Here is a 20,572-nt window from a genome sequence, read left to right as displayed (position 1 = left end):
CCAGGGGACCGGGGGCGCGCATCCCGGGACCGTTGGCACGGCGCGCATCCCGGGACCGGGGCGCGGCGCGCGCCCCGGATCCGGGTCAGTCGGCGTCGTACGTGTCCTTCGGGCGGCGGGTGACGTAGACGGCGACGATCGCGGCGGCCACCATCAGGGGGATGTTGAACGTGTAGACCAACAGGGCCTGTTGGGGCCAGTCGGTCTTGGCGGCCATCCGGTACGCGTTGTCCTGCGGCCACCACGAGGCCAGCAGGTACACCACCGCCAGGTGGGCGGCCCGGGTGAGGCCCGGGGAGCGGCGCGCGCGCAGCATCCGCGGGAGGCCGGTGAAGAGGAACGCCATGCCCGCGCCGAAGGCCAGGCACTCCGCCGCGTACAGGCCGAAGAAGAAGCCCGCCCAGGGGCCGGGGACGCCGGACAGGTCGGTGGAGCCGGTCCAGAGGAAGTCCGTCAGGGCCATGGCGAGGAGGGCCACGATGAGCGTGGTGCAGCCGGTGGCGCACCCGGAGGGCTCGGGCGAACCGGGTTGCGCCGCGCCGTACTTGGTGCCCGTGGCGTGGCCCGACGGGGGGTGCGGGAGGGCCGCTCGGTCCTCCTGGCCGGCCCGGTTGCGGGGCAGGGCGCGCAGCCGCACGACCACCTTGGGCATGTCCTCCTTGGGGACCCGGCCCTCCAGGTGGCGCCGCAGCTCGATCGAGCCCGGTGCCGGCCGGCCCGGAGCCCGGTCGCCCTCGTCGGGGCTCGGTTCGACGTACACCGCCAGGGTACGGAGCAGCACCCCCTCGTCCATCCGGGCGACGATGGCGCCGCCCACGCCCTCGTGGGAGCGGAGTTCGGACTCCACGCGGTACGCGTCCACGGTGTGGCCGTCGGACACGACGACGTCCCGGGTCCGGCCGCCGAACTCCAGCAGGCCGTCCTCGCGGAGCCGGCCGCGGTCGCCGGTGGGCACGGCATCGCCGCCCTCGGGCGGGCCGAGGCGGATCTCCCCGTCCTGGACCTCGACCCGGCAGCCGGGGAAGGGCTCGCCGAGGAGGGAGACGGACTCGGAGCGGGCCACCGGGCGGGACAGGCGGGCCAGTTCGAAAAAGGTGCCCACGCCCGCGGTCTCCGTGACGCCGTACACGTTGAGCAGGCGCACGCCGGGACTGAGCCGCCGCTGGAGGGTGGCCTGCTGGTCGACGTAGAGGCGGTCCCCGGTGACCGTGACCAGCCGAAGGGAGTCCGGGGCCGCGGCGCGCCGAGGGCCGAAGAGGTGGACGGCCCAGCCGGGGTCGGTGTGCAGGACGGTCACGCGCTCCTCGGCGAGGACGCGGCGCAGGTCGCCGCCGCGCTCGCGGGCCGGTCCGGGCAGCACCAGCGCCCCGCCGTCGCACAGGGCCCGGGTCCAGCCGGCCGCGAACGCGGTGACGTCGAGCCGGGCGGTGACCAGGTGCCGGTCGCCGGGGGTCGTGCCGGCCACCTCGGCCCAGGACGCGTGGGCCGCGAGGAGGCGTTCGTGGCTGACGCCGACGGCGCGGGTGCCGTCGGCGCCGGTGAAGAGGACCGCGGCGGTCCCGCCCGGCTCGGCGCCGGGGTCGTCGGCCGGCTGCGCCGCGACGGCCTCCCGCTCGTCCTCCAGGAGGATCACGCGGCGGTCGCCCTTGTCCGCGCCCAGGGTGTGGCGCGTGCGCGAGTCGGTGAGCAGGGCGTACGGGGCGGCGGCCGCGAGCTGCTTCTGGGCGGTCCCCGGTGCGCCGGGGGCGAGGAGCGCGTACGCGCCGCCGGCCTTCAGCACGGCCAGCAGCGCCACGACCGTGTCCGCCTCCTCGCTCAGGGCGACGGCGACGGTGACGCCCTGCGGGAGCCGGGAGGCGAGGAGCCGGTGGGCGAGCCGGTTGGCGCGGCCGTCCAGCTCGGCGTACGAGAGGGTGCCCGAGACGGCGATCAGGGCGGGGGCGTCGGGGGTGTCCCGGACCCTGGCGGCGAAGAGGCGGGTGACGGTGCCCGCGGTGCGGGGACCGGTGGCTGCGGACTCTGATGCCTGCGTCATTCCCGCATGATGGCACCGGGCACCGACAGCCGGTCCGGTCTGTGACAGAACATCAACCTTCGGTACGAAGACGGGAGTTCGGCGAAACCGTCACTGACCCGCCTGCGCCCACCACCGGCCCGGCCGTCACCGGCCCGCCCGCCACCGGCCCGGTCAGCGGCCGCCCGAGACGCGCAGCACGGTGCCGGTGGTGTACGAGGCGTCCGGGGAGAGCAGCCAGGCGACCGCGCCCGCGACCTCGTCGGGGTGTCCTGGCCGGCGCAGCGGGATGCCTGCGGCGGCCTTGGCGGGGCGGTCGGGGTCGCCCATCGTCGCGTGCATGCCGGTGGTGATGATGCCGGGGGCCACGGCGTTGACGCGGATGCCCTGGGGGCCGAGTTCCTTGGCCAGGCCGATGGTCAGGGTGTCGGTGGCCGCCTTGGTGGCCGCGTAGTGCACGTAGTCGCCGGGGCTGCCGAGGGTCGCGGCGGCGGAGGAGATGTTGACGATCGCGCCGCCGTCCGGCAGGTCGCGGGCGGCGCGCCGGCAGCACAGCAGGTAGCCGAGGAGGTTGACCTCGACCACGCGCCGCAGGTCGTCGGTGCGGGCGTCCGCGAGCCGGCCGAGGGGGCCGGTGACGCCGGCGTTGTTGACCAGTCCCGTGACCGGCCCGAGGGCGTCGCGGGCGGTGTCGAAGAGTCGGTCCACGTCGGCCTCGACGGAGGTGTCGGCGCGTACGGTGACGCAGCGCGCGCCGGCGGCGCGGACGTCCGCGGCCACCCGCTCGGCCGCCCCGGCGTTGCTCACGTACGCGAGGGCGAGGTCGTGGCCCCCGGCCGCCAGCCGCCGGCACACCGCGGCGCCGATGCCGCGGCTGCCGCCGGTCACCACCGTGACGCGGCGGGCCCCGGCGCCGCTCGCCGCGGCGCTCCCGGCCGCCGTGGTCCGTTCCGCGTTCCCCGTCATGGCACCGCACCGCCCTCTCGAAGCTCGCGATCAAGGTACCCGGCCGGCGGGGCGGCACAGGGCCCGGGCCCACCGGCGGCGAGGGCGGCGCGGGGCACGGGCGCCCGCGGGGCACGGGCGGCCGCGGGGTCCGGGCGGCCGCGGGCTGAAGGGGAACGTCCCCATTCCCTTGTGAAGCGTCCCCGTAGACCGTCCCCGTCACGGGAGTGGTGTGCTGAGGTGGATGCGTCGAACACCCTTGCTCCACCGTCGACTCGGAAGGACCAGACAGTGGCAGGCTCCCTCGCACGGCGCGGCTTCCTCGGTGCCGCCGCGGCCCTCGCCGGTTCCGCCCTGGCGGGCCCGCTCGCCCCGGCCGCGTCGGCCGCCGGCACCGGGACCACCGCGGACCGGCCCACCACCCTCGCCACCCCGCCGGGCTTCCAGCCCGAGGGCATCACGGTCTCCCGCGGGGGCGTGGCCTACACCGGGTCCCTCATCGACGGCTCCCTCTACCGGGTCGACCTCGTGACCGGCACGGGCCGGATCGTCACCCAGGGCACCGGACCCATGTCGGTGGGCCTCAAGCTGGACCCGTACGGACGTCTGCTCGTCGCGGGCGGCGACAGCGGACAGGTCCGGGTGGTGCACGCCGGCAGCGGGCGGGTGCTGGCCACCCACCAGGCCGTGACGGGCACCGCGTTCGTCAACGACGTGGTGGTCGCCTGCGGCGGCGCCTGGTTCACCGACTCGTTCAACGACGTTCTGTACCACCTGCCGCTGGGCACGGCAGGCGTGCCCGGGGCGGCCGTCCGCGCACTGTCGCTCGGCGGCGAGTGGACGCCGACGCCGCCGGGCGGCGCGTACTGGGGCTCCAACGGCATCGAGCGGACCCCGGACGGGCGGGCCCTGCTCGTCGTGAACGACAACGTCTCCGCCCTGTTCCGGGTCGACCCGCGCACCGGCGCGGCGACGCGCACCGTGCTGGAGGGCGAAGGTTCGGTGGGGTACGGAGACGGTCTCGCCGTCCGTGGCCGCACACTGTACGTCGTACGCAACTGGGCCTACGCGGTCGACGTGTTCACCCTCAGCGACGACGGTACGCGCGGCCGCTTCGTACGGCGGATCACCGACGCCCGCTTCGACGAGCCGACGACGGCGGCGGTGTGGGGCGGGCGGCTCTACGTGGTGAACGCGGCGTTCGACGCGGACTGGAGCGACCCCGCGACGGCGTCCTCGATCGTCTCCGTGCCGCTCGGCTGACCCGTGCCCCCGGCCGCCCACCACGCGTTCGCACCGCCGCCGGCGCAGGCCGGCGGCGGTGCGGCTCGCGTCACTTGCCTTCGGTGATGGCCGGCGCCGGCTCGCTGCGGTACTCGTCGCCGAAGTTGGCCTTCACGAAGCGCGACCAGGAGCCGTCCTTGACCATCTTGCGCAGGGCGGCGTTGATCTGGGTCTGGAGCTCCGTTTCGCCCTTGCGGACGCCGATGCCGTAGTACTCGTCGCTCATGTTCAGACCGGCCAGCTTGAACTTGCCCTGGTTCGACTTCTGCGCGGCGTACCCGGCCAGGATGGAGTTGTCCGTGGTCATGGCGTCGAGGACGTCGTCCTGGAGGGCGACCACGCACTCGGAGTAGCCGCCGAGCTCCAGCAGGTCGGCCTTCTTCGCCAGCTTGTCCTTGACGTTCTGGGCCGAGGTGGAGCCGGTCACGGAGCAGAGCCGCTTGCTGTTGAGGTCCTGGGCCTTCTTGATCTCGGTCTCGTCGGAGCGGATCATCAGGTCCTGGTGGGCCAGGAAGTACGGGCCCGCGAAGTCCACCTTCGCCTTGCGCTTCTCGCTGATCGAGTAGCTGGCGACGACGAACTTGACCTCCTTGTACTGGAGCAGCAGCTCGCGGTCGGAGCTGTAGACCTGCTTGAACTCGATCTGGTCCTCGCCGTAGCCGAGCTCCTTGGCGACGTACTTCGCGACGTCCACGTCGAAGCCGGAGAACGCGCCGTCCTCACGAAGGCCCAGGCCGGGCTGGTCGAACTTGATGCCGATCGAGATCGTGGACTTCTCCTCGGAGCCGCCGCACGAGGTGGCGGTCAGGGAGAGTGCGAGGACCGCGACGACGGCACCGGCCTTGGAAACCTTCATGCTCTGAACATCCTTCGAATCAATGATCTTGACGCAGGCGTCGGTGGTGCGGGAGCTTCGACAGGAGGTCCGCGGCACGGCCGCTGCTCGGGCCGACACACAGGCTGCCCGAGCAGGAAGCTAGAGACGCCACGAGCGGGGAGTCACTAGATCTGAGGAAGATTTGAGGATAACGATCCGGCTCTGCCGGAGATCCTCCGAAGGGACCCCACAACGGCCGAAGATCGTCGATCACGGCCGTCCGGCCTCGGTCTTCACATCCGCAAGTCCGCGACGAGAACGGGAGGCCGGGCGGAGCCCGGAGTGCCGCCACTAACCGGAATGCGGGATTCCCGATCGCGCACGCACCGGAATCCGGACACACCCCAGATGTGGCTCAACCCATAGATGCAGGTATGGGCGATTGGCCGGGATTGCCCTTGACCGCCGCCCGACCCGGGCCGGCTCAAGAACCTCAAGAACCTCAAACAGCTCAAGAGCTTCAAGAGCCTCAGGCGCCTCAGCCCGCAGCCGCCGGCGTGACGAGAACCAGCGGGATCCCCTCGCAGGGCGTCAGCGTCAGCCCGGCGTGGGTGACGGGGTGCGGGGAGGCCAGCGCCCGGGCGAGGTCCGGGCCCTTGAGCAGCGCGCCCGCGAGGTGGCGGGGGTCGGTGGAGGCGGCCACCCGGCCGCGCGCGTTCACCAGGCTCGCCCGGTACGGCAGCCCCTGGAGCAGCGGCATCACCTCGGCCTCGAAGTGCCGCAGGTACACGTCGGCGGCGGCGACCCCCGCGAAGCGCCCGGCCACCCGCACCGGGGCCGCCAGGGTCAGGCTGTACTCCTCCGAGCAGAGGTAGTCGACGTACGGGCCCGCGACCGTGCGCGCCCCGGTGTCGCGGGGCAGGGCGTACCAGTCCCAGTGCGTGTAGTCGGAGTAGGCGGAGGTGCCGGGGTCCAGGTCGAGCAGCAGCGGGCGGACGGCCCCCTCGGGGGCGGACTGCCACCACTCCAGCCACGCCGGTACGTCGGCCAGCAGGCCGGGAGCGGCGACGAAGCCGATGCCCGAGACCAGCCCCGCCTCGCCCAGCCGGCGGTGCAGTGCGGGGCGCAGTGCCGCCAGGTCGGCGGTGACCGGCCCGCGGCTTCCCGGTGACGGGACGGCGGCGGCCAGCAGGCGCGCGGCCTCCTCGGCGGTGCTCGCGACCGCCTCGAAGACGCCCTCCAGCGTGGCTCTGACGCGGGCGGTCACAGCGGCCGTGCCGGCCGTGGCCTCCAGGGTGCGGGGCATCGTGTCTACCTCCGGGCGGCCACCGCCTAGGAGCGGAGGCGGAGTTCGATGAGGGGGTCCATCGAGTCCTGTACGCAGTGCTCGGCCAGGGCTCTGGCGGCCTCGGCGTCCCCCTCCGCCAGGGCGGCGAGGAGCGCGCGGAGCCGTCCGAGGACGCGCTGGCAGTGTGCTTCCTCGGCGAGCGCGAGACACAGTAGCGCTCCGACCTGCGTCTGGAAACCGACCATTTCCCTGGTGAGACGGGCCGATTGGGCGGCGGCCGCGAGTTCCACGTGGAACCTGCCGTGGAGGCGGCTGCGGGCCGCGGGGTCCGCGGTTCCGGCGAGCTCCTCGGCGGAGCGGCGGAGCGGCGCGAGATCGTCCGGTTCCGTGCGGCCGGCGGCCAGACGCGCGGCCGCCCCGGCGATGGCGGCCCAGTGGTCGGCGAGGTCGCGGAGTTCCTCGGGGCTCCAGGCGGTGAGCCGTGCGGTGAGGCGGGCGGCCGGCGGCCCCTCGGGGACGGTGACGAAGCTGCCGCCGCCCCGGCCGCGCCGGGTGGTCACCAGGCCCTGCTGGCGCAGGGCCACCAGGGCTTCCCGCAGGGTCACGGTGGACACGCCGAGCTGGGTGGCGAGGTCGGTCTCGCCGGGCAGCTGCTCGCCGTCGGCCAGCAGGCCGAGCTCGATGGCGTCACCCAGCCGCCGGATGACGGCGTCGACCCGGGCGAGGGTGTCGACGGGAGTGAAGACGGCCGTGCGGGCCCCGTCCCCCGCGCGGCGCACGCCGGTTCGGCTCATGATCACCACCTTGTGCATGACGGAAGCTTTACCTTATCGGGCTCTTGAAGTTTGACCTATGGGTTCATAGGTTTACGCCGCAGCGGAGGCCCGGCACGCCGGAACCGCCCCCGCCCGCACCCCCGTCGGCCCCCCGAAAGGTCCCCTCCATGGCGGCGAACGCCACCGGGGCTCCCCGCCCCCACGCCATCCGGCTGCGCGGCCTGCGCAAGTCCTTCGGCCGGACGGACGCCGTCACCGGCATCGACCTCGACATCGCGGACGGCGAGTTCTTCTCGGTCCTCGGCCCCTCCGGCTCGGGCAAGACCACCGTCCTCCGCATGGTCGCCGGCTTCGAGGCCCCCACCGGCGGCACCATCGAGCTGGCCGGCCGGGACGTCACCCGTGCCGCACCGTACGAGCGCGACGTGCACACCGTGTTCCAGGACTACGCCCTGTTCCCGCACATGACGCTGGAGCAGAACGTCGCCTACGGGCTGAAGGTGCGCGGCGTGCCCCGGGCCGAGCGGCTCGACCGCGCCCGCACCGCCCTCGCCCGGGTCCGCCTGGAGGGGTACGGGGCACGGCGCCCCGCCCAGCTCTCCGGCGGCCAGCGCCAGCGCGTGGCCCTGGCCCGGGCCCTGGTGAACCGGCCCGCCGTCCTGCTGCTCGACGAACCCCTCGGCGCCCTCGACCTCAAGCTCCGCGAGGAGATGCAGGTCGAGCTGAAGGCGCTCCAGCGCGAGGTGGGCATCACCTTCGTCCTGGTCACCCACGACCAGGAGGAAGCCCTGACGCTCAGCGACCGGATCGCGGTGATGAACGGCGGCCGGATCGAGCAGACCGGCACGCCGGCCGAGATCTACGAGCGCCCCGCCACCGCCTTCGTCGCGGGCTTCGTCGGCACCTCGAACCTGCTCACCGGACCGGCCGCCGAACGGCTCACCGGCACCGGGGGCACGTACAGCATCCGGCCCGAGAAGATCCGCGTCCTGCACGGCGACCCGGCCGCCGCGCCCGGTCCGGACGCCGCGGACGGCGCGGACGGCCCGGACGCCGGACGCGGGTTCTGCACCGCCGCGGGCACCGTCGCCGAGGTGGTCTACCTCGGCGGGGCCACCCGCTTCCTGGTGGACCTCGACGCGGGCGGCCGGCTCACCGCCGTCCAGCAGAACCTGGAGACCTCCTCCGCCGACGTCGCCGCCTACCGCGGCGCGCGCGTCCGGCTCCGGTGGGACCGGCGCCACAACTTCCCCGTCGGCGCCCCCGCCTGACCCGGGCCCGTTTCCGGGCGGCTTCCCGCTCCCCCGTCACACCCGACGCTCCCGACCCGTCCTCACCGCCGCACCCCCGTCCCCCTCCCGTCCCGCCATCCCGGCACCTTCCCCTGGAGACACCGTGCGCCTCACCCGTACCCTCGCGGCCGCGGCCGCCCTCGGCACCCTCACCCTCACCACCGCGTGCGGCGGCTCCGCCGACGGCGGCGGGGCCGGGGCACCCGGCGGCAGCGGGTTCACCCCGCCCAAGCTCTCCGCCCTCGAATCCCTCGGCGCCGGCGAGGGCCAGGTCAACCTGATCGCCTGGGCCGGCTACACCGAGGACGGCTCGAACGACCCGAAGACCGACTGGGTCACACCCTTCGAGAAGAAGACCGGCTGCCAGGTCAACACCAAGACCGCCGGGACCTCCGACGAGATGGTCAGCCTGATGAAGACCGGCCAGTACGACGCCGTGTCCGCCTCCGGCGACGCCTCGCTCCGCCTCATCGCCTCCGGCGACGCCGCCCCCGTCAACACCTCACTGGTCCCCAGCTACGCCGACGTGTTCCCGAGCCTGAAGAACCAGCCCTGGAACTCGGTCAAGGGCGTCGCGTACGGCGTCCCCCACGGGCGCGGCGCCAACCTGCTGATGTACCGCACCGACAAGGTCTCCCCCGCCCCCGACTCCTGGTCGGCCGTCTTCGACCAGGGCGCCGCGCACCAGGGCAAGGTGACCGCGTACGACTCCCCGATCTACCTCGCCGACGCGGCGCTCTACCTCGCGGCCACCAAGCCGGACCTCGGCATCAAGAACCCGTACGCACTGGACCGCAGGCAGTTCGACGCGGCCGTGGACCTGCTGAAGCAGCAGAACCGGAACATCGGCGAGTACTGGAGCGACTATCTCAAGGAGATCTCCGCCTTCAAGAGCGGCGACTCGGTGGTCGGCACCACCTGGCAGGTCATCGTGAACGCGGCCAAGGCCGAGAAGGCCCCCGTGGAGGCGGTCCTGCCGAAGGAGGGCGCCACCGGCTGGTCCGACACCTGGATGGTCTCCGCGAAGGCCAAGAACCCCAACTGCGCGTACAAGTGGCTCGACTGGATCATCTCGCCCGAGGTCAACGCCCAGGTCGCCGAGTACTTCGGCGAGGCCCCCTCCAACGCCAAGTCCTGCGACAAGACCGCCGACAAGGGCCACTGCGCCACCTACCACGCCGCCGACGAGCCGTACTGGAAGCGCGTGCACTTCTGGACCACGCCCATCCCGCAGTGCGTGGACGGCCGCACGGACACCACCTGCGTGCCGTACTCGGAGTGGGTGCAGGCCTGGACCGAGATCAAGGGCTGACCTGCCGATGACCTCCGCCCCGCCCGCGCCCGCCGCCGCACCGGCGGCGCGGGCCGCCGCACCGGCCGCCGGACCCGTCCGGCGGCTGGCCGGGGGCCTGCACCGGCGCCCCCGGCTCCGCCTCGCCCTGCTGCTCTCCGCCCCGCTCACCTGGCTCGTGCTGGCCTACCTCGGCTCGCTGGCCGCGCTGTTCCTGTCCGCCTTCTGGTCGACGGACCCCTTCACCTCCGACGTGGTCCGCACCTGGACCGGCCGCAACTTCCGGGCGCTGGTCACCTCCGGGGTGTACGGGCAGGTCGCGCTGCGCAGCGTCGGGGTGGCCCTCGCGGTGACCGTGCTGTGCGCGGTGACCGCCTTCCCCGTGGCCTTCTACACCGCCCGCGTGGCCCGGCCCCGGTGGCGTCCGCTGCTGGTGGTCGGGCTGCTGATGCCGCTGTGGGCCAGTTACCTGGTCAAGGCGTACGCCTGGCGCATCATCCTGGCCGAGGGCGGGCTGCTGGACTCCGTGCTGGCGCCGCTGGGCCTGGACGGCCCCGGGTACGGGCTGCCGGCCGTGGTGATCGTCCTGACGTACCTGTGGCTGCCGTACATGGTGCTGCCGCTGCACGCGGCGCTGGAGCAGCTGCCGGACAACCTGCTCGACGCCTCCGCGGACCTGGGTGCGCGGACCTGGCGCACCTTCCGGTCCGTGGTCCTGCCGATGGTGCTGCCGGCCGTGGCGGCCGGGTCGGTCTTCACCTTCTCCCTGAGCCTGGGCGACTACATCGCCGTACAGATCGTGGGCGGCAAGACCCAGCTGATCGGCAACCTGATCGCCGCGAACATCACGCTGGACCCGCCGCTGGCCGCCGCGCTGGGCACCCTGCCCGTGGCCGCGATCGTGCTGTACCTGCTGGCGGTGCGCCGGACCGGCGCGCTCGGCAGCCTCTAGAGCCATCGACCGGGCGGCCCCGGGGCCGTCCCAGGAGACACGCCATGAACCTCTCACGTCCGGCGCGGATCGCGCTGCGGCTGGCCGCGGTGCTCGGTTTCGCGGTGATCTACGTGCCGCTGCTGCTGGTGCTGGTGAATTCGGTGAACCCGGACCGCAGTGCGGGCTGGCCGCCCAGCGGCTTCACGCTGCGCTGGTGGGCCGACGCCTGGGGCAGCGAGGGGGCCCGGGCAGCGCTGTGGACCTCCGTGAAGGCGGGGCTCGGGGCCACCGTCATCGCGCTCGTCCTCGGCACGCTGACCGCCTTCGCCGTGCACCGGCACCGGTTCTTCGGCCGCGAGACGGTGTCGTTCGTGGTGGTGCTGCCGATCGCGCTGCCGGGCATCGTCACGGGCGTGGCGCTCAACTCCGCGTTCCGTACGGTCCTGGAGCCGCTGGGCGTGGGGCTGGGGCTGTTCACGGTGGTGGTCGGCCACGCCACGTTCTGCGTGGTGGTGGTGTTCAACAACGTGCTGGCCCGGCTGCGGCGGCTGCCGGGTTCGTACGAGGAGGCGGCGATGGACCTGGGCGCGGACGGCTTCCGCGCCTTCCGGGACGTCTCGTTCCCGCTGGTCCGGTCGGCCCTGGCGGCGGGCGGGCTGCTGGCCTTCGCGCTGTCCTTCGACGAGATCGTGGTGACCACCTTCACCGCGGGCCCGGGCGTGCAGACGCTCCCGGTGTGGATCTTCTCGAACATGGCGCGGCCGCAGCAGGCTCCGGTGGTCAGCGTGGTCGCCGCCGTGCTGGTGGTGCTCTCGGTGGTCCCGGTGTTCCTCGCCCAGCGGCTGTCGTCCGGCACCGTTTCGGTCAATCGGGGTGTGGCCGAAAGGAAATGACCCTATTGTGCGCCCGTAGCGCGCCGGGTCCTCCGGCGCGGAGCCGGGTTCTCTGGGGGGTTCATGGACAGGTCGACACGGAGGAGATACCGGGCGCTGGCCGGTGCGCTGGTGCTGGGACTGGCCGGCGCCGGGCTGGCCGGGGCGCTCGTGCCGCAGGCGTCGGCGATCACCCCGCCGGTCGCGTTCACCGCCGACGACCTGCCGACCTGGCAGACCAACGGCGTGGTGTGGTCCCTGGCGGCGGCCGGGAGCACGGTGTTCGCCGGCGGTACGTTCTCGGCCGTGCGGCCGCCCGCCGGCGGTGCGGGCACCGAGCAGCAGGCGGTGAACTTCGTCGCCCTCGACGCCGCGACCGGCGCCCCCACCTCGTGCAAGCTCTCCTTCACCGTGGGATCCGGCACCGCCACCGTGCGGGCACTGGCGCTGTCCGCGGACAAGTCCACGCTGTACGCGGGCGGTTACTTCGGTGCGGTCAACGGGCTCGCGGTGAGCAGCCTGGCCGCGATCGACGTGGCGACCTGCACGCCGAAGAACACCTTCCGGCCCAGCTTCCCCGCGACGGTCCGCGCGCTCGCCGTCACCGGCGACACCGTCTACGTCGGCGGCGACTTCGGGACCGTGGCCGGTCAGACCCGGCAGCGGTTCGCCGCGGTCGACGCCGGCACCGGCGCGCTGAAGCCGTTCACCGCCAACGCCGACGAGCCCGGGCGCGCCCTGGAGGTCACCCCGGACGGCAAGAACGTGATCCTGGGCGGTGACTTCTTCACCGTCAACGGCACCGCCACGCACGCCCTCGCGGTGGTCGACGCGACGACCGGGGCGCTCACCAAGGCGTATCCGGCCGGGTTCATCCAGAACCAGTCGGTGGTCAAGGACCTCACCTCCGACGCCACCGGCTTCTACACGGCCAACGAGGGCACCGGCGGGTTCGACGGCCGGATCGCGCTGAACCTCTCCGACTTCAACCAGAAGTGGCGGGACAGCTGCCTGGGCGCCACCCAGGCCGTCCTGCACCACCAGGGCGTGCTGTACAGCGCCTCGCACGCCCACGACTGCTCCAGCGTGGGCGAGTTCCCCGACGGCCAGCGCCACCACCTGCTGGCGCAGCCGGTCACCGGCACCGGCAAGCTGGGCTGGGCGCCCGACACCAACGACGGCATCGGCGAGGGCATCGGACCGCGCGTGCTGGCCGTGGGCGCCAAGAACGGCGTCGACTACCTGTGGGTCGGCGGCGAGCAGACCACCGTCAACGGACACGCCCAGCAGGGCCTGACCCGCTTCGCGTCCACCGGCGACACCGGCGTGCCCACCACCCCGGTGGCCAGCGCCGGCTCCGTCAGGCCCGGCGAGGTGCAGGTGCGCTGGCGCACCAGCCTGGACCTGGACGACAGCCGGCTGACGTACCGGATCTACCGCAACGGCGGGGCCTCCCCGGTGCACACGACCACCGCGGACTCGCTGTTCTTCCTCCGCCCGCAGGCCTCCTGGACCGACACCGCGGTGACGGCCGGCCAGACGTACACCTACCGGGTGACGGCCACGGACGCGGCCGGCAACACCAGCGCCCTGTCGGCGACGGCGAGCGTGACCGTGCCGACCGCCGTGCAGTCGTACCCGGACCGGGTCCGCTCGGACGGCGCGACGCTGTACTGGCGGTACGACGACCCGGTCCTCCCGTACGTGGCGGACTCCTCGGTGTCCGGGAACACCTCGGGTCTGCACGTCAACGGCCCCGCACTGCGGCAGGGTCCGGGCGCGATCAGCGGCCCGAGCACCGCGATCGGCTTCGACGGCGCCGTCCAGAAGGTGCACAGCGACCGGCGCCAGACGGTGACCCCCAGCTACAGCCTGGAGACCTGGTTCCGCACCTCCACCACCCGCGGCGGCAAGCTGCTGGGCTTCGGCAACAACACCACCCGGAACAGTTCCGCGTTCGACAAGCACCTCTACATGACGAACGACGGCCGGATCGTCTTCGGCATCTACAACGGCGCCACCCGCACCATCACCACCGCGGCCGCGTTCAACGACAACCAGTGGCACCACGTGGTCGCGACCCAGGGCCCGGGCGGCATGGTGCTCTGGGTGGACGGCCAGAACCGCGGCACGCTGCCGCACACCACGAACCAGGCCTACGGCGGCTACTGGCACGTGGGCGGCGACAACCTCAACAACTGGCCCAACCGCCCCACCAGCAACTACTTCGCCGGGCAGATCGACGAGACGGCCGTCTACCCGTCAGTGCTGACCGCGGCCCAGGTCCAGAACCACTTCACCCTGGCCAAGGCACCCTCGGACTCGGTGGCGCTGGTCACCGCGAGCGAGGACACGTACGTCAACCAGGGCGCCCCGGACACCAACTACGGCGCGTCCGGCTCCCTGGCCGTGCGCGGCAGCAGCCTCTACCAGAGCTACCTGCGCTTCAGCCTGCCGGCGGCCCCCGCGGGCACGGTGCTGAAGTCCGCCACCCTCAGCGTCAAGACCAGCACGATGAGCGGGGCGGGCACGGCCGACACGGTCTCGGTGGTGCCGGTCACCGGGGCCTGGACCGAGGCGGGCACGACGTACAACACCCGTCCGGCACTGGGCGGGGCGGTCCTGGGCACGCTGCCGGGCGTCGCGGACGGCTCCGCGGTGGCCTCGGTGCAGCTCGACCGGGCCTCGGTGGCGGCGGCACTGGGCGGCGGCTACAGCCTGGCACTCACCGGGCCCGGTACGGACGCCCTGTGGCTCTGGTCCTCCGAGGCCACGGCCAACGAGGGCACGCCGCAGCTGTCGCTGACCTTCGGCCCGGCCTGAGGAACGGCCTGACGGCCGGCCCGGCCGGCCCGGGAGGGCCTGAAGGTACCCGGGGAAAGGGGGCGCGGACCTGGTCCGCGCCCCCTTTCCCATGCCCCGTGCCCGGACGGAACCTGAAGCCCGGGCGAAGCCGTCTCCGCCCGGGCCCCGTCAGCGCGGTGCCGCGGCGTCGGCCTCGGCCAGCACCCCGGCGTCCGGGATCCAGTCCGCGGTGGCCGCGTTGGCCCGCACCTGCTCGGGGCTGGTCGCCCCGGCGATGACCGAGGCGCAGCCCGGCTGGGCGCCGAGCCAGCCCATGGCCAGCTCCAGCAGGCTCCGGCCGTGCTTCCCGGCCACCGCGGCCAGGGCCTCCACGCGGTCGAGCCGCTCCGCGACGTACGCGTCCCGGCCCGCCAGCCGCGAGCCGGCCGGCACGTCGGCACCGCGCCGCACCTTGCCCGTCAGCAGCCCGTTGGCGAGCGGGAAGTAGGGCAGCACCCCGACGCCGTAGTGCACGGCGGCCGGCACCAGTTCGTACTCGGCGTGGCGGGCCAGCAGCGACCAGTGGTTCTGGGCCGAGACGAAGTGGGCGGTGCCCAGCTCGCGGGCCGTGTGCTCGGCCTCGGCGAGCTGCCAGCCGCTGAGGTTGGAGTGCCCGATGTAGCGGACCTTGCCCTCGGCGACCAGCTCGGTCAGGGCGGCGAGGGTCTCGGCCACCGGGGTGGTGGGGTCGGGGCTGTGCAACTGGTACAGGTCGATGTGGTCGGTGTCCAGGCGGCGCAGCGAGGCCTCGACGGCACGGCGGACGTAGCCGCGCCCGCCGCGGCCGCCGGCGGCGGGCCCGTAGCCCATGTCGACGCCGTCGAAGCCGAACTTGGTGGCGAGCACCACCTGGTCGCGGCGGCCCTTGAGGGCCTTGCCCAGGAACTCCTCGGAACCGCCGCGGTTGCCGTAGATGTCGGCCGTGTCGAACAGGGTGATGCCGGCGTCCAGGGCCGCGTCGACGACAGCCCGGGTCTGCCCGGCGTCGAGCCGGCCCCCGAAGTTGTTGCAGCCGAGGCCGACGGCGGAGACCCGCAGACCGCTGCTGCCGAGGGGGACGTAGCGCATGGACGGGACTCCGTTCGCTCGGGTGTACGGGCCGGAGGGGCCGCGGCCGATCGATCCTACGCGGCCCCTCCGGGACCCTGCGGCTCCGCCCCGGTCACCGGCGGTGGACGCGCAGGTGCGCCACCTCGTACGACATCTCGTCGACGCCCGGCTCCGGCGCCGGGTGGTAACGGCCCGCGCAGACCGACAGGTTCACGATCAGGTACGCGTGCCAGCGGCGGCCCACCCCGGCCCGGTCGGCGAACACCCGGCGGCCGTTGACCCACCAGACCACCGACCGGGAGCCGAACTCCACCGCCAGGTCCACCCAGGCGCCCGGCGCGATGGCCGGGTCCCGGTGGTAGGACTGGGCGCCCTTCACGTGGTTGGTCAGCTCCAGCAGGTCGGGGTTGTCGGGGTGGTACTCGAAGACGTCGATCTCCTGCCCGCCGTCGCGCCAGGTCCAGATCGCGGGCCAGGCGCCGAGTTCGCGCGGCAGCCGCACCCGGGTCTCCAGCACGTCCCCGGTGCGCAGCATGAACCCCTCGTCGCTGCCCTCGGTGGTGAGCAGGCCCGCGTCCCAGTCGCCGTCCGGGCGGCGCGTGGCGCGGAACAGCCCGGTGCGGCTGTAGGCGGGGTCGGCGGTGAGGTGGTCGAGCTTGTTGTCGCGGTGGTTGGTGGGCCCGCCGTCCGGATACGCCCAGGAGCGGCCGGCGACCCATTGGGAGGTCGAGCTGAAGTCGGCGGTGAAGGCGGGGGTGGTGGAGGGCCCGGGACCGGGTGGCGGGGCGGGCGTCGGGCCGGGGACCTGCGGCCCGGGACCGGGCGCGGGGGGTTCGGGGCGGGGGCCCCTGCGGCGGCGCAGCAGGCGGTCCAGCCAGTCGGGGAGGTCGGCGGGGAGTCCGGCGGTGGGGGGCATGGTGACCACTCCTCGGGTGCGGTCGGGCAGGGGTCGCCCTGACCGTGCCCCACCTGCATGCGGCATATGCCGGTTCATCGCGGAGAGTAATCAGTTCGTTACCCCTGGCGATGCCCGCTGGCCCCACGGCGGAACGGTCACCACTCTGGAGGCATGGCAGACGCGGAGCGGCACACGGGCCCCGGCGACTCCCGGGGCGGCACCCCCGGCGCCGGCCCGGCGGACGGTTCCGGCGGAGGCGGGGGTCCCGGCCGCGGCTCCCCCGGCGAAGGCGACGGCGGCGTACGGCTCGCCAGCCCCCGGGGCCGCCGGGTCCTGCTCGTCACCGTCCTCGGCTCGACCATGGCGCTGCTCGACTCGACCGTGGTCAACGTGGCGCTGCCCCGCATCGGCGCCGACCTGGGCACCGACATGGCCGCGCTCCAGTGGACGGTCAACGCCTACCTGCTCACGCTCGCCGGGCTGATCCTGGTCGGCGGGGCGCTCGGCGACCGGTTCGGCCGGCGCCGCGTGTTCGTCCTCGGGGTGGCCTGGTTCGCCGCGGGCTCGCTGCTGTGCGGTCTGGCGCCCAACGCCCCGGTGCTGATCGCCGCCCGGGCCCTCCAGGGGATCGGCGGCGCCCTGTTGACCCCGGGCTCGCTGGCCCTGATCCAGGCCTCCCTGCACCCGGACGACCGGGCGCGGGCGGTGGGCCTGTGGTCGGGCTTCGGCGGCATCGGTGCGGCCGTCGGCCCGTTCCTCGGCGGCTGGCTGGTGGACGGGCCGGGCTGGCGCTGGGTGTTCCTGCTGAACGTGCCGCTCGCCGCGCTCTGCGTGCCGGTCGCGCTGCGCCACGTACCGGAGTCGCGGGACCCGGCGGCGCACGGCCGGTTCGACGTGCTGGGCGCGGTGCTCGGGGCGCTGGCGCTGGCGCTGGTGACGTACGCGCTGATCGAGGCCGGGACGGCGGGCCCCGTGGTGGTGGCGGCCGGGGTCGCGGGCGTGCTGGCGGGGGTGGCGTTCGTGCTGGTGGAGCGGCGGCGCGCCGACCCGATGGTGCCGCCCGAGGTCTTCGCCTCGCGGCAGTTCACGGCCCTGAACGTGGTGACGCTGTTCGTCTACGCGGCGTTCGGCGGGTTCTTCTTCCTGGCCGTGCTGCAGCTCCAGGTCGTCTCCGGGTACTCGGCGCTGGGTGCGGGCGCGGCGATGCTGCCGACCACGGTCGTGATGCTGCTGCTGTCGGCGCGCTCCGGGGAGCTGGGCCAGAAGATCGGCCCCCGGATCCCGCTCACCGTCGGGCCTCTGCTGTGTGCGGCGGGCATGCTGCTGATGCTGCGGGTGGGGCCCGACGCGTCGTACTGGGGTGACGTGCTGCCCGCGATGCTGGTGCTCGGGCTCGGCATGGCCGCGCTGGTGGCGCCGCTGACCTCGGCGGTGCTGGCGTCGGTGGATCCCGGCCGGGCGGGGCTGGCCAGCGGTATCAACAACGCCGCGGCGCGGGTGGCCGGTCTGCTGGCGGTGGCGTCCCTGCCCCTGCTCGCCGGGATGGGCCCGGAGGCGTACCGGTCCCCGGACGAGTTCGACGCCGCGTTCGGCCCGGCCATGGTCTGGTGTGCCGGGCTGCTGGTGGCGGGGGCGGTGCTGGCCTGGACGACGGTGCGGTCGCAGGCGCCGGCCGGCTGCCATCCGCAGTGCCACACCCACTGCGCGGTGTCCGCGCCGCCCCTGGAGCCCCCGGCGGAGGGCCCGTAGGCCACCCCGCCCCCGGGTCAGTGGGTCACCGGCTGGCGGCCCAGCAGGGCGGTCACCTCGCGGTCCGTGGTCTGCTCGAAGTCCTCGTACCAGAGGCCGACGGCGTGGAAGGGCTGCGGCCGGCTCAGGCAGATCACCTCGTCCGTCTCCGCGGAGAGGGCCACCAGGGCCTCGGGCGCGGCGACCGGTACGGCCAGCACGAGCCGTGCGGGATCGCGGCCCCGCAGGTGGCGCAGGGCGGCCCGGGCGGTGACCCCGGTGGCCAGCCCGTCGTCGACCAGGACGACCGTACGGCCGCGCACCTCGGGCGGGACGCGGATGCCACGGTACAGGGCCTCGCGGCGGCGCAGTTCGATGCGCTCGCGGGCGACGTCGAAGGCCAGCTCGTCCTCGGTGAGGCCGAGGTACTCCAGGGAGCGGGGGTCGAAGAGGGGCGGGTCGTCGTCGACGATCGCCCCGATGCCGAGTTCGGAGTGGCCGGGCGCGCCGATCTTGCGGGCCACCAGGACGTCGAGGGGCGCGTGCAGGGCCTCCGCGACCTCGGCGCCCACGGGCACCCCGCCGCGCGGCAGGGCGAGGACCAGGGGCCGCTTCCAGCGCTGCTCCGCCGCGACGGCCGCGACCCTCTCGGCCAGCTGCCGGCCGGCCTGCTGTCGGTTGGTGAAGCGCGTGGCCATCGTCGTTCCTCCTCACGGCGGGCCGTCCACCGCGCGCAGGAACCACGCGCGGGCGGCCTCGGCGACCTGTTCCAGTGCCCCCGGTTCCGGAAAGAGGTGCGTGGCGCCGGGTACGACGGTCAGCTCGCAGGGGGCGGTGAGCCGCTCGGCGGCCTCCCGGTTGAGCCGCAGCACCTCGGTGTCCCGGCCTCCCACGATCAGCAGGACGGGGGCCCGTACGCGGCCCAGTGCGGCCCCGGCCAGGTCCGGGCGCCCGCCCCGCGACACCACGCAGCGCACCCGGTCCGGCCGGTCCGCCGCGGCGACCAGGGCCGCTGCGGCGCCCGTACTGGCCCCGAACAGGCCGACCGGCAGCCCGGCGGTGTCCGCGCGGCCGGCCAGCCAGTCCACGGCCGCGACCAGCCGGGAGCCGAGCAGCGGGACGTCGAAGCGGTGCTCGCCCGTCAGCGTGTCCACGGCCTCCTCACGCGGGGTGAGCAGGTCGAGCAGCAGGGTGCCCAGCGGGCCCTCGCGCAGGTCGCGGGCCACGGCCTGGTTGCGGGTGCTGTGGCGGGAGCTGCCGCTGCCGTGGGCGAAGACGACCACCTGCCGGGCCCCGGACGGCACGGCGAGGTCGCCGTCGACGGCGGAGCCGTCCACGGGGACCTCGACCTGTTCGATGCGATGCGCGGCCACCACGCTCTCCTCGGAACACCCCGCGCCTACCCGGCCCCGGGCGCCCGAAACGGGCGGGTGCAGTCGAGGTCTCGGTTACGGGGCGTCACCGCCGTCGGTCCCGGCGGCCGACCGGGCTTCCGGCCCGCCGTCCGGCCCGGCGGCAGGCTCCGTGTCCGGCTCCGTGTCCGGCTCCGTGTCCGGCCCGCCCTCCTCCGCCGCCGGGTTGAAGTGGCGCAGCTTCTCGGGGTTGGCCTGCAGGCGCACGTTCAGCATCACGCCGTCGAGCACGTCGTAGGTGAGCACCCCCAGGACGTGGTCACCGGCCGAGAAGACCAGGCCCTCCTCGCCGTTGACCACCTCGTGCCGGGCGACGACGCCCGCGTTCTCCGGCTTGGCCAGCACGCCGAGGATCCAGCGCGCCACCTTGTCCGGTCCGTGCAGGGGCCGCAGGGCCGCCCTGACGATGCCGCCGCCGTCGGACCAGGCGGTCACGTCGGGGGCCATCAGCTCCATCACGGCCTTCAGGTCGCCGCCCGCGCAGGCGGCCAGGAAGCGCTCGGTGATCTCGTGGCGGCGCTGGGTGTCCGTGTCGAAGCGGTGGCGGCGGGCCTGGACGTGCGACCGGGCGCGGTGGGCGGTCTGGCGCACGGTGGCCTCGGTGCGGTCGAGCACCGTGGCGATCTCCGCGTACGCGTACCCGAAGACCTCCCTGAGGACGAACACGGCGCGTTCGAGCGGGCTCAGGCTCTCCAGGACCACCAGCATCGCGGTGGACACCGAGTCGGCCCGCTCCGCCTCCTCCGCCACGTCGGGCTGCGTGAGCATCGGCTCCGGCAGCCAGGGGCCGACGTAGGCCTCCCGCTTGGCGCGGGCGGAGGTGAGCCGGTTGAGGGAGAGGTTGGTGACCGTACGGACCAGGTAGGCCTTCGGGTTCTCGACGGAACTCCGGTCGTCCTGCGCCCACTTCAGCCAGGCGTCCTGGAGGACGTCCTCGGCGTCGGCGACACTGCCGAGCATCCGGTAGGCGGTGGCGAAGAGCAGCCGCCGGTGCTCGGCGAACGGACCCAGGACATCGGCTTCGGCAGGAGAGTCGATCACCACAGCACCCTCTCAGCCCCGCCCCCCGCCCGCAAGGGCGGGGGGCGGGGCCTGCCCGCCGGCTGGTGACAGGGCCGCCGGCGCCG

The 20,572-nt window shown here is 74.1% G+C and carries 17 protein-coding genes; 7 read left to right on the top strand and 10 right to left on the bottom strand.

What is annotated here, in order from left to right:
* Window positions 1-85 precede the first annotated feature (85 nt).
* Window positions 86-2,035 carry an AMP-binding protein gene (locus tag ACIQUQ_RS03850; RefSeq protein WP_403970982.1) on the bottom strand — a complete coding sequence of 650 codons (1,950 nt, stop codon included), beginning with the start codon at window positions 2,033-2,035 and terminating at the stop codon, window positions 86-88.
* Between the two features lie 153 nt (window positions 2,036-2,188).
* Complete coding sequence (locus ACIQUQ_RS03845) at window positions 2,189-2,980, bottom strand: SDR family NAD(P)-dependent oxidoreductase (RefSeq protein ID WP_403970980.1); 792 nt, start codon at window positions 2,978-2,980, stop codon at window positions 2,189-2,191.
* Between the two features lie 270 nt (window positions 2,981-3,250).
* Between ACIQUQ_RS03845 and ACIQUQ_RS03840 the strand changes: the two genes are divergently transcribed.
* Window positions 3,251-4,222, top strand: coding sequence for an SMP-30/gluconolactonase/LRE family protein (locus ACIQUQ_RS03840; RefSeq protein WP_403970978.1), 972 nt, complete (start codon window positions 3,251-3,253; stop codon window positions 4,220-4,222).
* Between the two features lie 70 nt (window positions 4,223-4,292).
* Here ACIQUQ_RS03840 and ACIQUQ_RS03835 read toward each other — a convergent pair whose 3' ends face one another.
* The 3 genes from ACIQUQ_RS03835 to ACIQUQ_RS03825 all read right to left on the bottom strand — a co-directional run bounded on the left by ACIQUQ_RS03835 (window position 4,293) and on the right by ACIQUQ_RS03825 (window position 7,142).
* A complete protein-coding gene (locus tag ACIQUQ_RS03835; protein WP_403970976.1) occupies window positions 4,293-5,099 on the bottom strand; it encodes a glutamate ABC transporter substrate-binding protein in 807 nt (268 codons plus the stop codon).
* 499 nt (window positions 5,100-5,598) lie between these two features.
* A complete protein-coding gene (locus ACIQUQ_RS03830) occupies window positions 5,599-6,366 on the bottom strand; it encodes a cache domain-containing protein (RefSeq protein WP_403970974.1) in 768 nt (255 codons plus the stop codon).
* A gap of 26 nt (window positions 6,367-6,392) precedes the next feature.
* Window positions 6,393-7,142, bottom strand: a complete 750-nt coding sequence (locus ACIQUQ_RS03825) for a FadR/GntR family transcriptional regulator (RefSeq protein ID WP_403970972.1) — start codon at window positions 7,140-7,142, stop codon at window positions 6,393-6,395.
* A gap of 149 nt (window positions 7,143-7,291) precedes the next feature.
* Between ACIQUQ_RS03825 and ACIQUQ_RS03820 the strand changes: the two genes are divergently transcribed.
* The 5 genes from ACIQUQ_RS03820 to ACIQUQ_RS03800 all read left to right on the top strand — a co-directional run bounded on the left by ACIQUQ_RS03820 (window position 7,292) and on the right by ACIQUQ_RS03800 (window position 14,336).
* Window positions 7,292-8,395: an ABC transporter ATP-binding protein gene (locus ACIQUQ_RS03820; RefSeq protein WP_403970970.1), complete on the top strand. Its 1,104-nt coding sequence runs from the start codon at window positions 7,292-7,294 to the stop codon at window positions 8,393-8,395.
* A 124-nt stretch (window positions 8,396-8,519) separates the two neighbouring features.
* Entirely contained in the window at window positions 8,520-9,728 is a 1,209-nt protein-coding gene (locus ACIQUQ_RS03815; protein ID WP_403970968.1) for an ABC transporter substrate-binding protein, read from the top strand.
* Between the two features lie 7 nt (window positions 9,729-9,735).
* Window positions 9,736-10,659 carry an ABC transporter permease gene (locus tag ACIQUQ_RS03810; RefSeq protein ID WP_403970966.1) on the top strand — a complete coding sequence of 308 codons (924 nt, stop codon included), beginning with the start codon at window positions 9,736-9,738 and terminating at the stop codon, window positions 10,657-10,659.
* 44 nt (window positions 10,660-10,703) lie between these two features.
* Window positions 10,704-11,534, top strand: a complete 831-nt coding sequence (locus ACIQUQ_RS03805; RefSeq protein ID WP_403970964.1) for an ABC transporter permease — start codon at window positions 10,704-10,706, stop codon at window positions 11,532-11,534.
* Window positions 11,535-11,597: 63 nt separating this feature from the next.
* The gene (locus ACIQUQ_RS03800) at window positions 11,598-14,336 is read left to right on the top strand and encodes a DNRLRE domain-containing protein (RefSeq protein ID WP_403970962.1); all 2,739 of its coding nucleotides are present in this window, start codon (window positions 11,598-11,600) and stop codon (window positions 14,334-14,336) included.
* A 150-nt stretch (window positions 14,337-14,486) separates the two neighbouring features.
* Here ACIQUQ_RS03800 and ACIQUQ_RS03795 read toward each other — a convergent pair whose 3' ends face one another.
* Both ACIQUQ_RS03795 and ACIQUQ_RS03790 read right to left on the bottom strand, forming a co-directional pair.
* On the bottom strand, window positions 14,487-15,425 hold the full coding sequence (locus ACIQUQ_RS03795) for an aldo/keto reductase (RefSeq protein ID WP_403970960.1): 939 nt from the start codon (window positions 15,423-15,425) through the stop codon (window positions 14,487-14,489).
* Window positions 15,426-15,519: 94 nt separating this feature from the next.
* A complete protein-coding gene (locus ACIQUQ_RS03790; RefSeq protein WP_403970958.1) occupies window positions 15,520-16,323 on the bottom strand; it encodes a beta-glucanase in 804 nt (267 codons plus the stop codon).
* 153 nt (window positions 16,324-16,476) lie between these two features.
* Between ACIQUQ_RS03790 and ACIQUQ_RS03785 the strand changes: the two genes are divergently transcribed.
* Entirely contained in the window at window positions 16,477-18,054 is a 1,578-nt protein-coding gene (locus tag ACIQUQ_RS03785; protein ID WP_403970956.1) for an MFS transporter, read from the top strand.
* Between the two features lie 17 nt (window positions 18,055-18,071).
* Here the strand turns inward: ACIQUQ_RS03785 and ACIQUQ_RS03780 are convergent, their stop codons facing one another.
* From ACIQUQ_RS03780 to ACIQUQ_RS03770, 3 genes are all read right to left on the bottom strand, one after another.
* Entirely contained in the window at window positions 18,072-18,731 is a 660-nt protein-coding gene (locus tag ACIQUQ_RS03780; RefSeq protein WP_399942514.1) for a phosphoribosyltransferase, read from the bottom strand.
* Window positions 18,732-18,743: 12 nt separating this feature from the next.
* On the bottom strand, window positions 18,744-19,406 hold the full coding sequence (locus ACIQUQ_RS03775; protein WP_403970954.1) for a dienelactone hydrolase family protein: 663 nt from the start codon (window positions 19,404-19,406) through the stop codon (window positions 18,744-18,746).
* 75 nt (window positions 19,407-19,481) lie between these two features.
* Window positions 19,482-20,486 (bottom strand): RNA polymerase sigma-70 factor, encoded by a 1,005-nt coding sequence (locus tag ACIQUQ_RS03770; protein ID WP_403970952.1) that lies wholly within the window; start codon window positions 20,484-20,486, stop codon window positions 19,482-19,484.
* Window positions 20,487-20,572: the final 86 nt, after the last annotated feature.

The sequence above is a fragment of the Streptomyces sp. NPDC101118 genome, assembly GCF_044759445.1.
Lineage (GTDB): Bacteria > Actinomycetota > Actinomycetes > Streptomycetales > Streptomycetaceae > Streptomyces.
The sequence above is the reverse complement of the archived record's forward strand: the minus strand, read 5'-3'. Positions and strand labels throughout refer to the sequence as shown.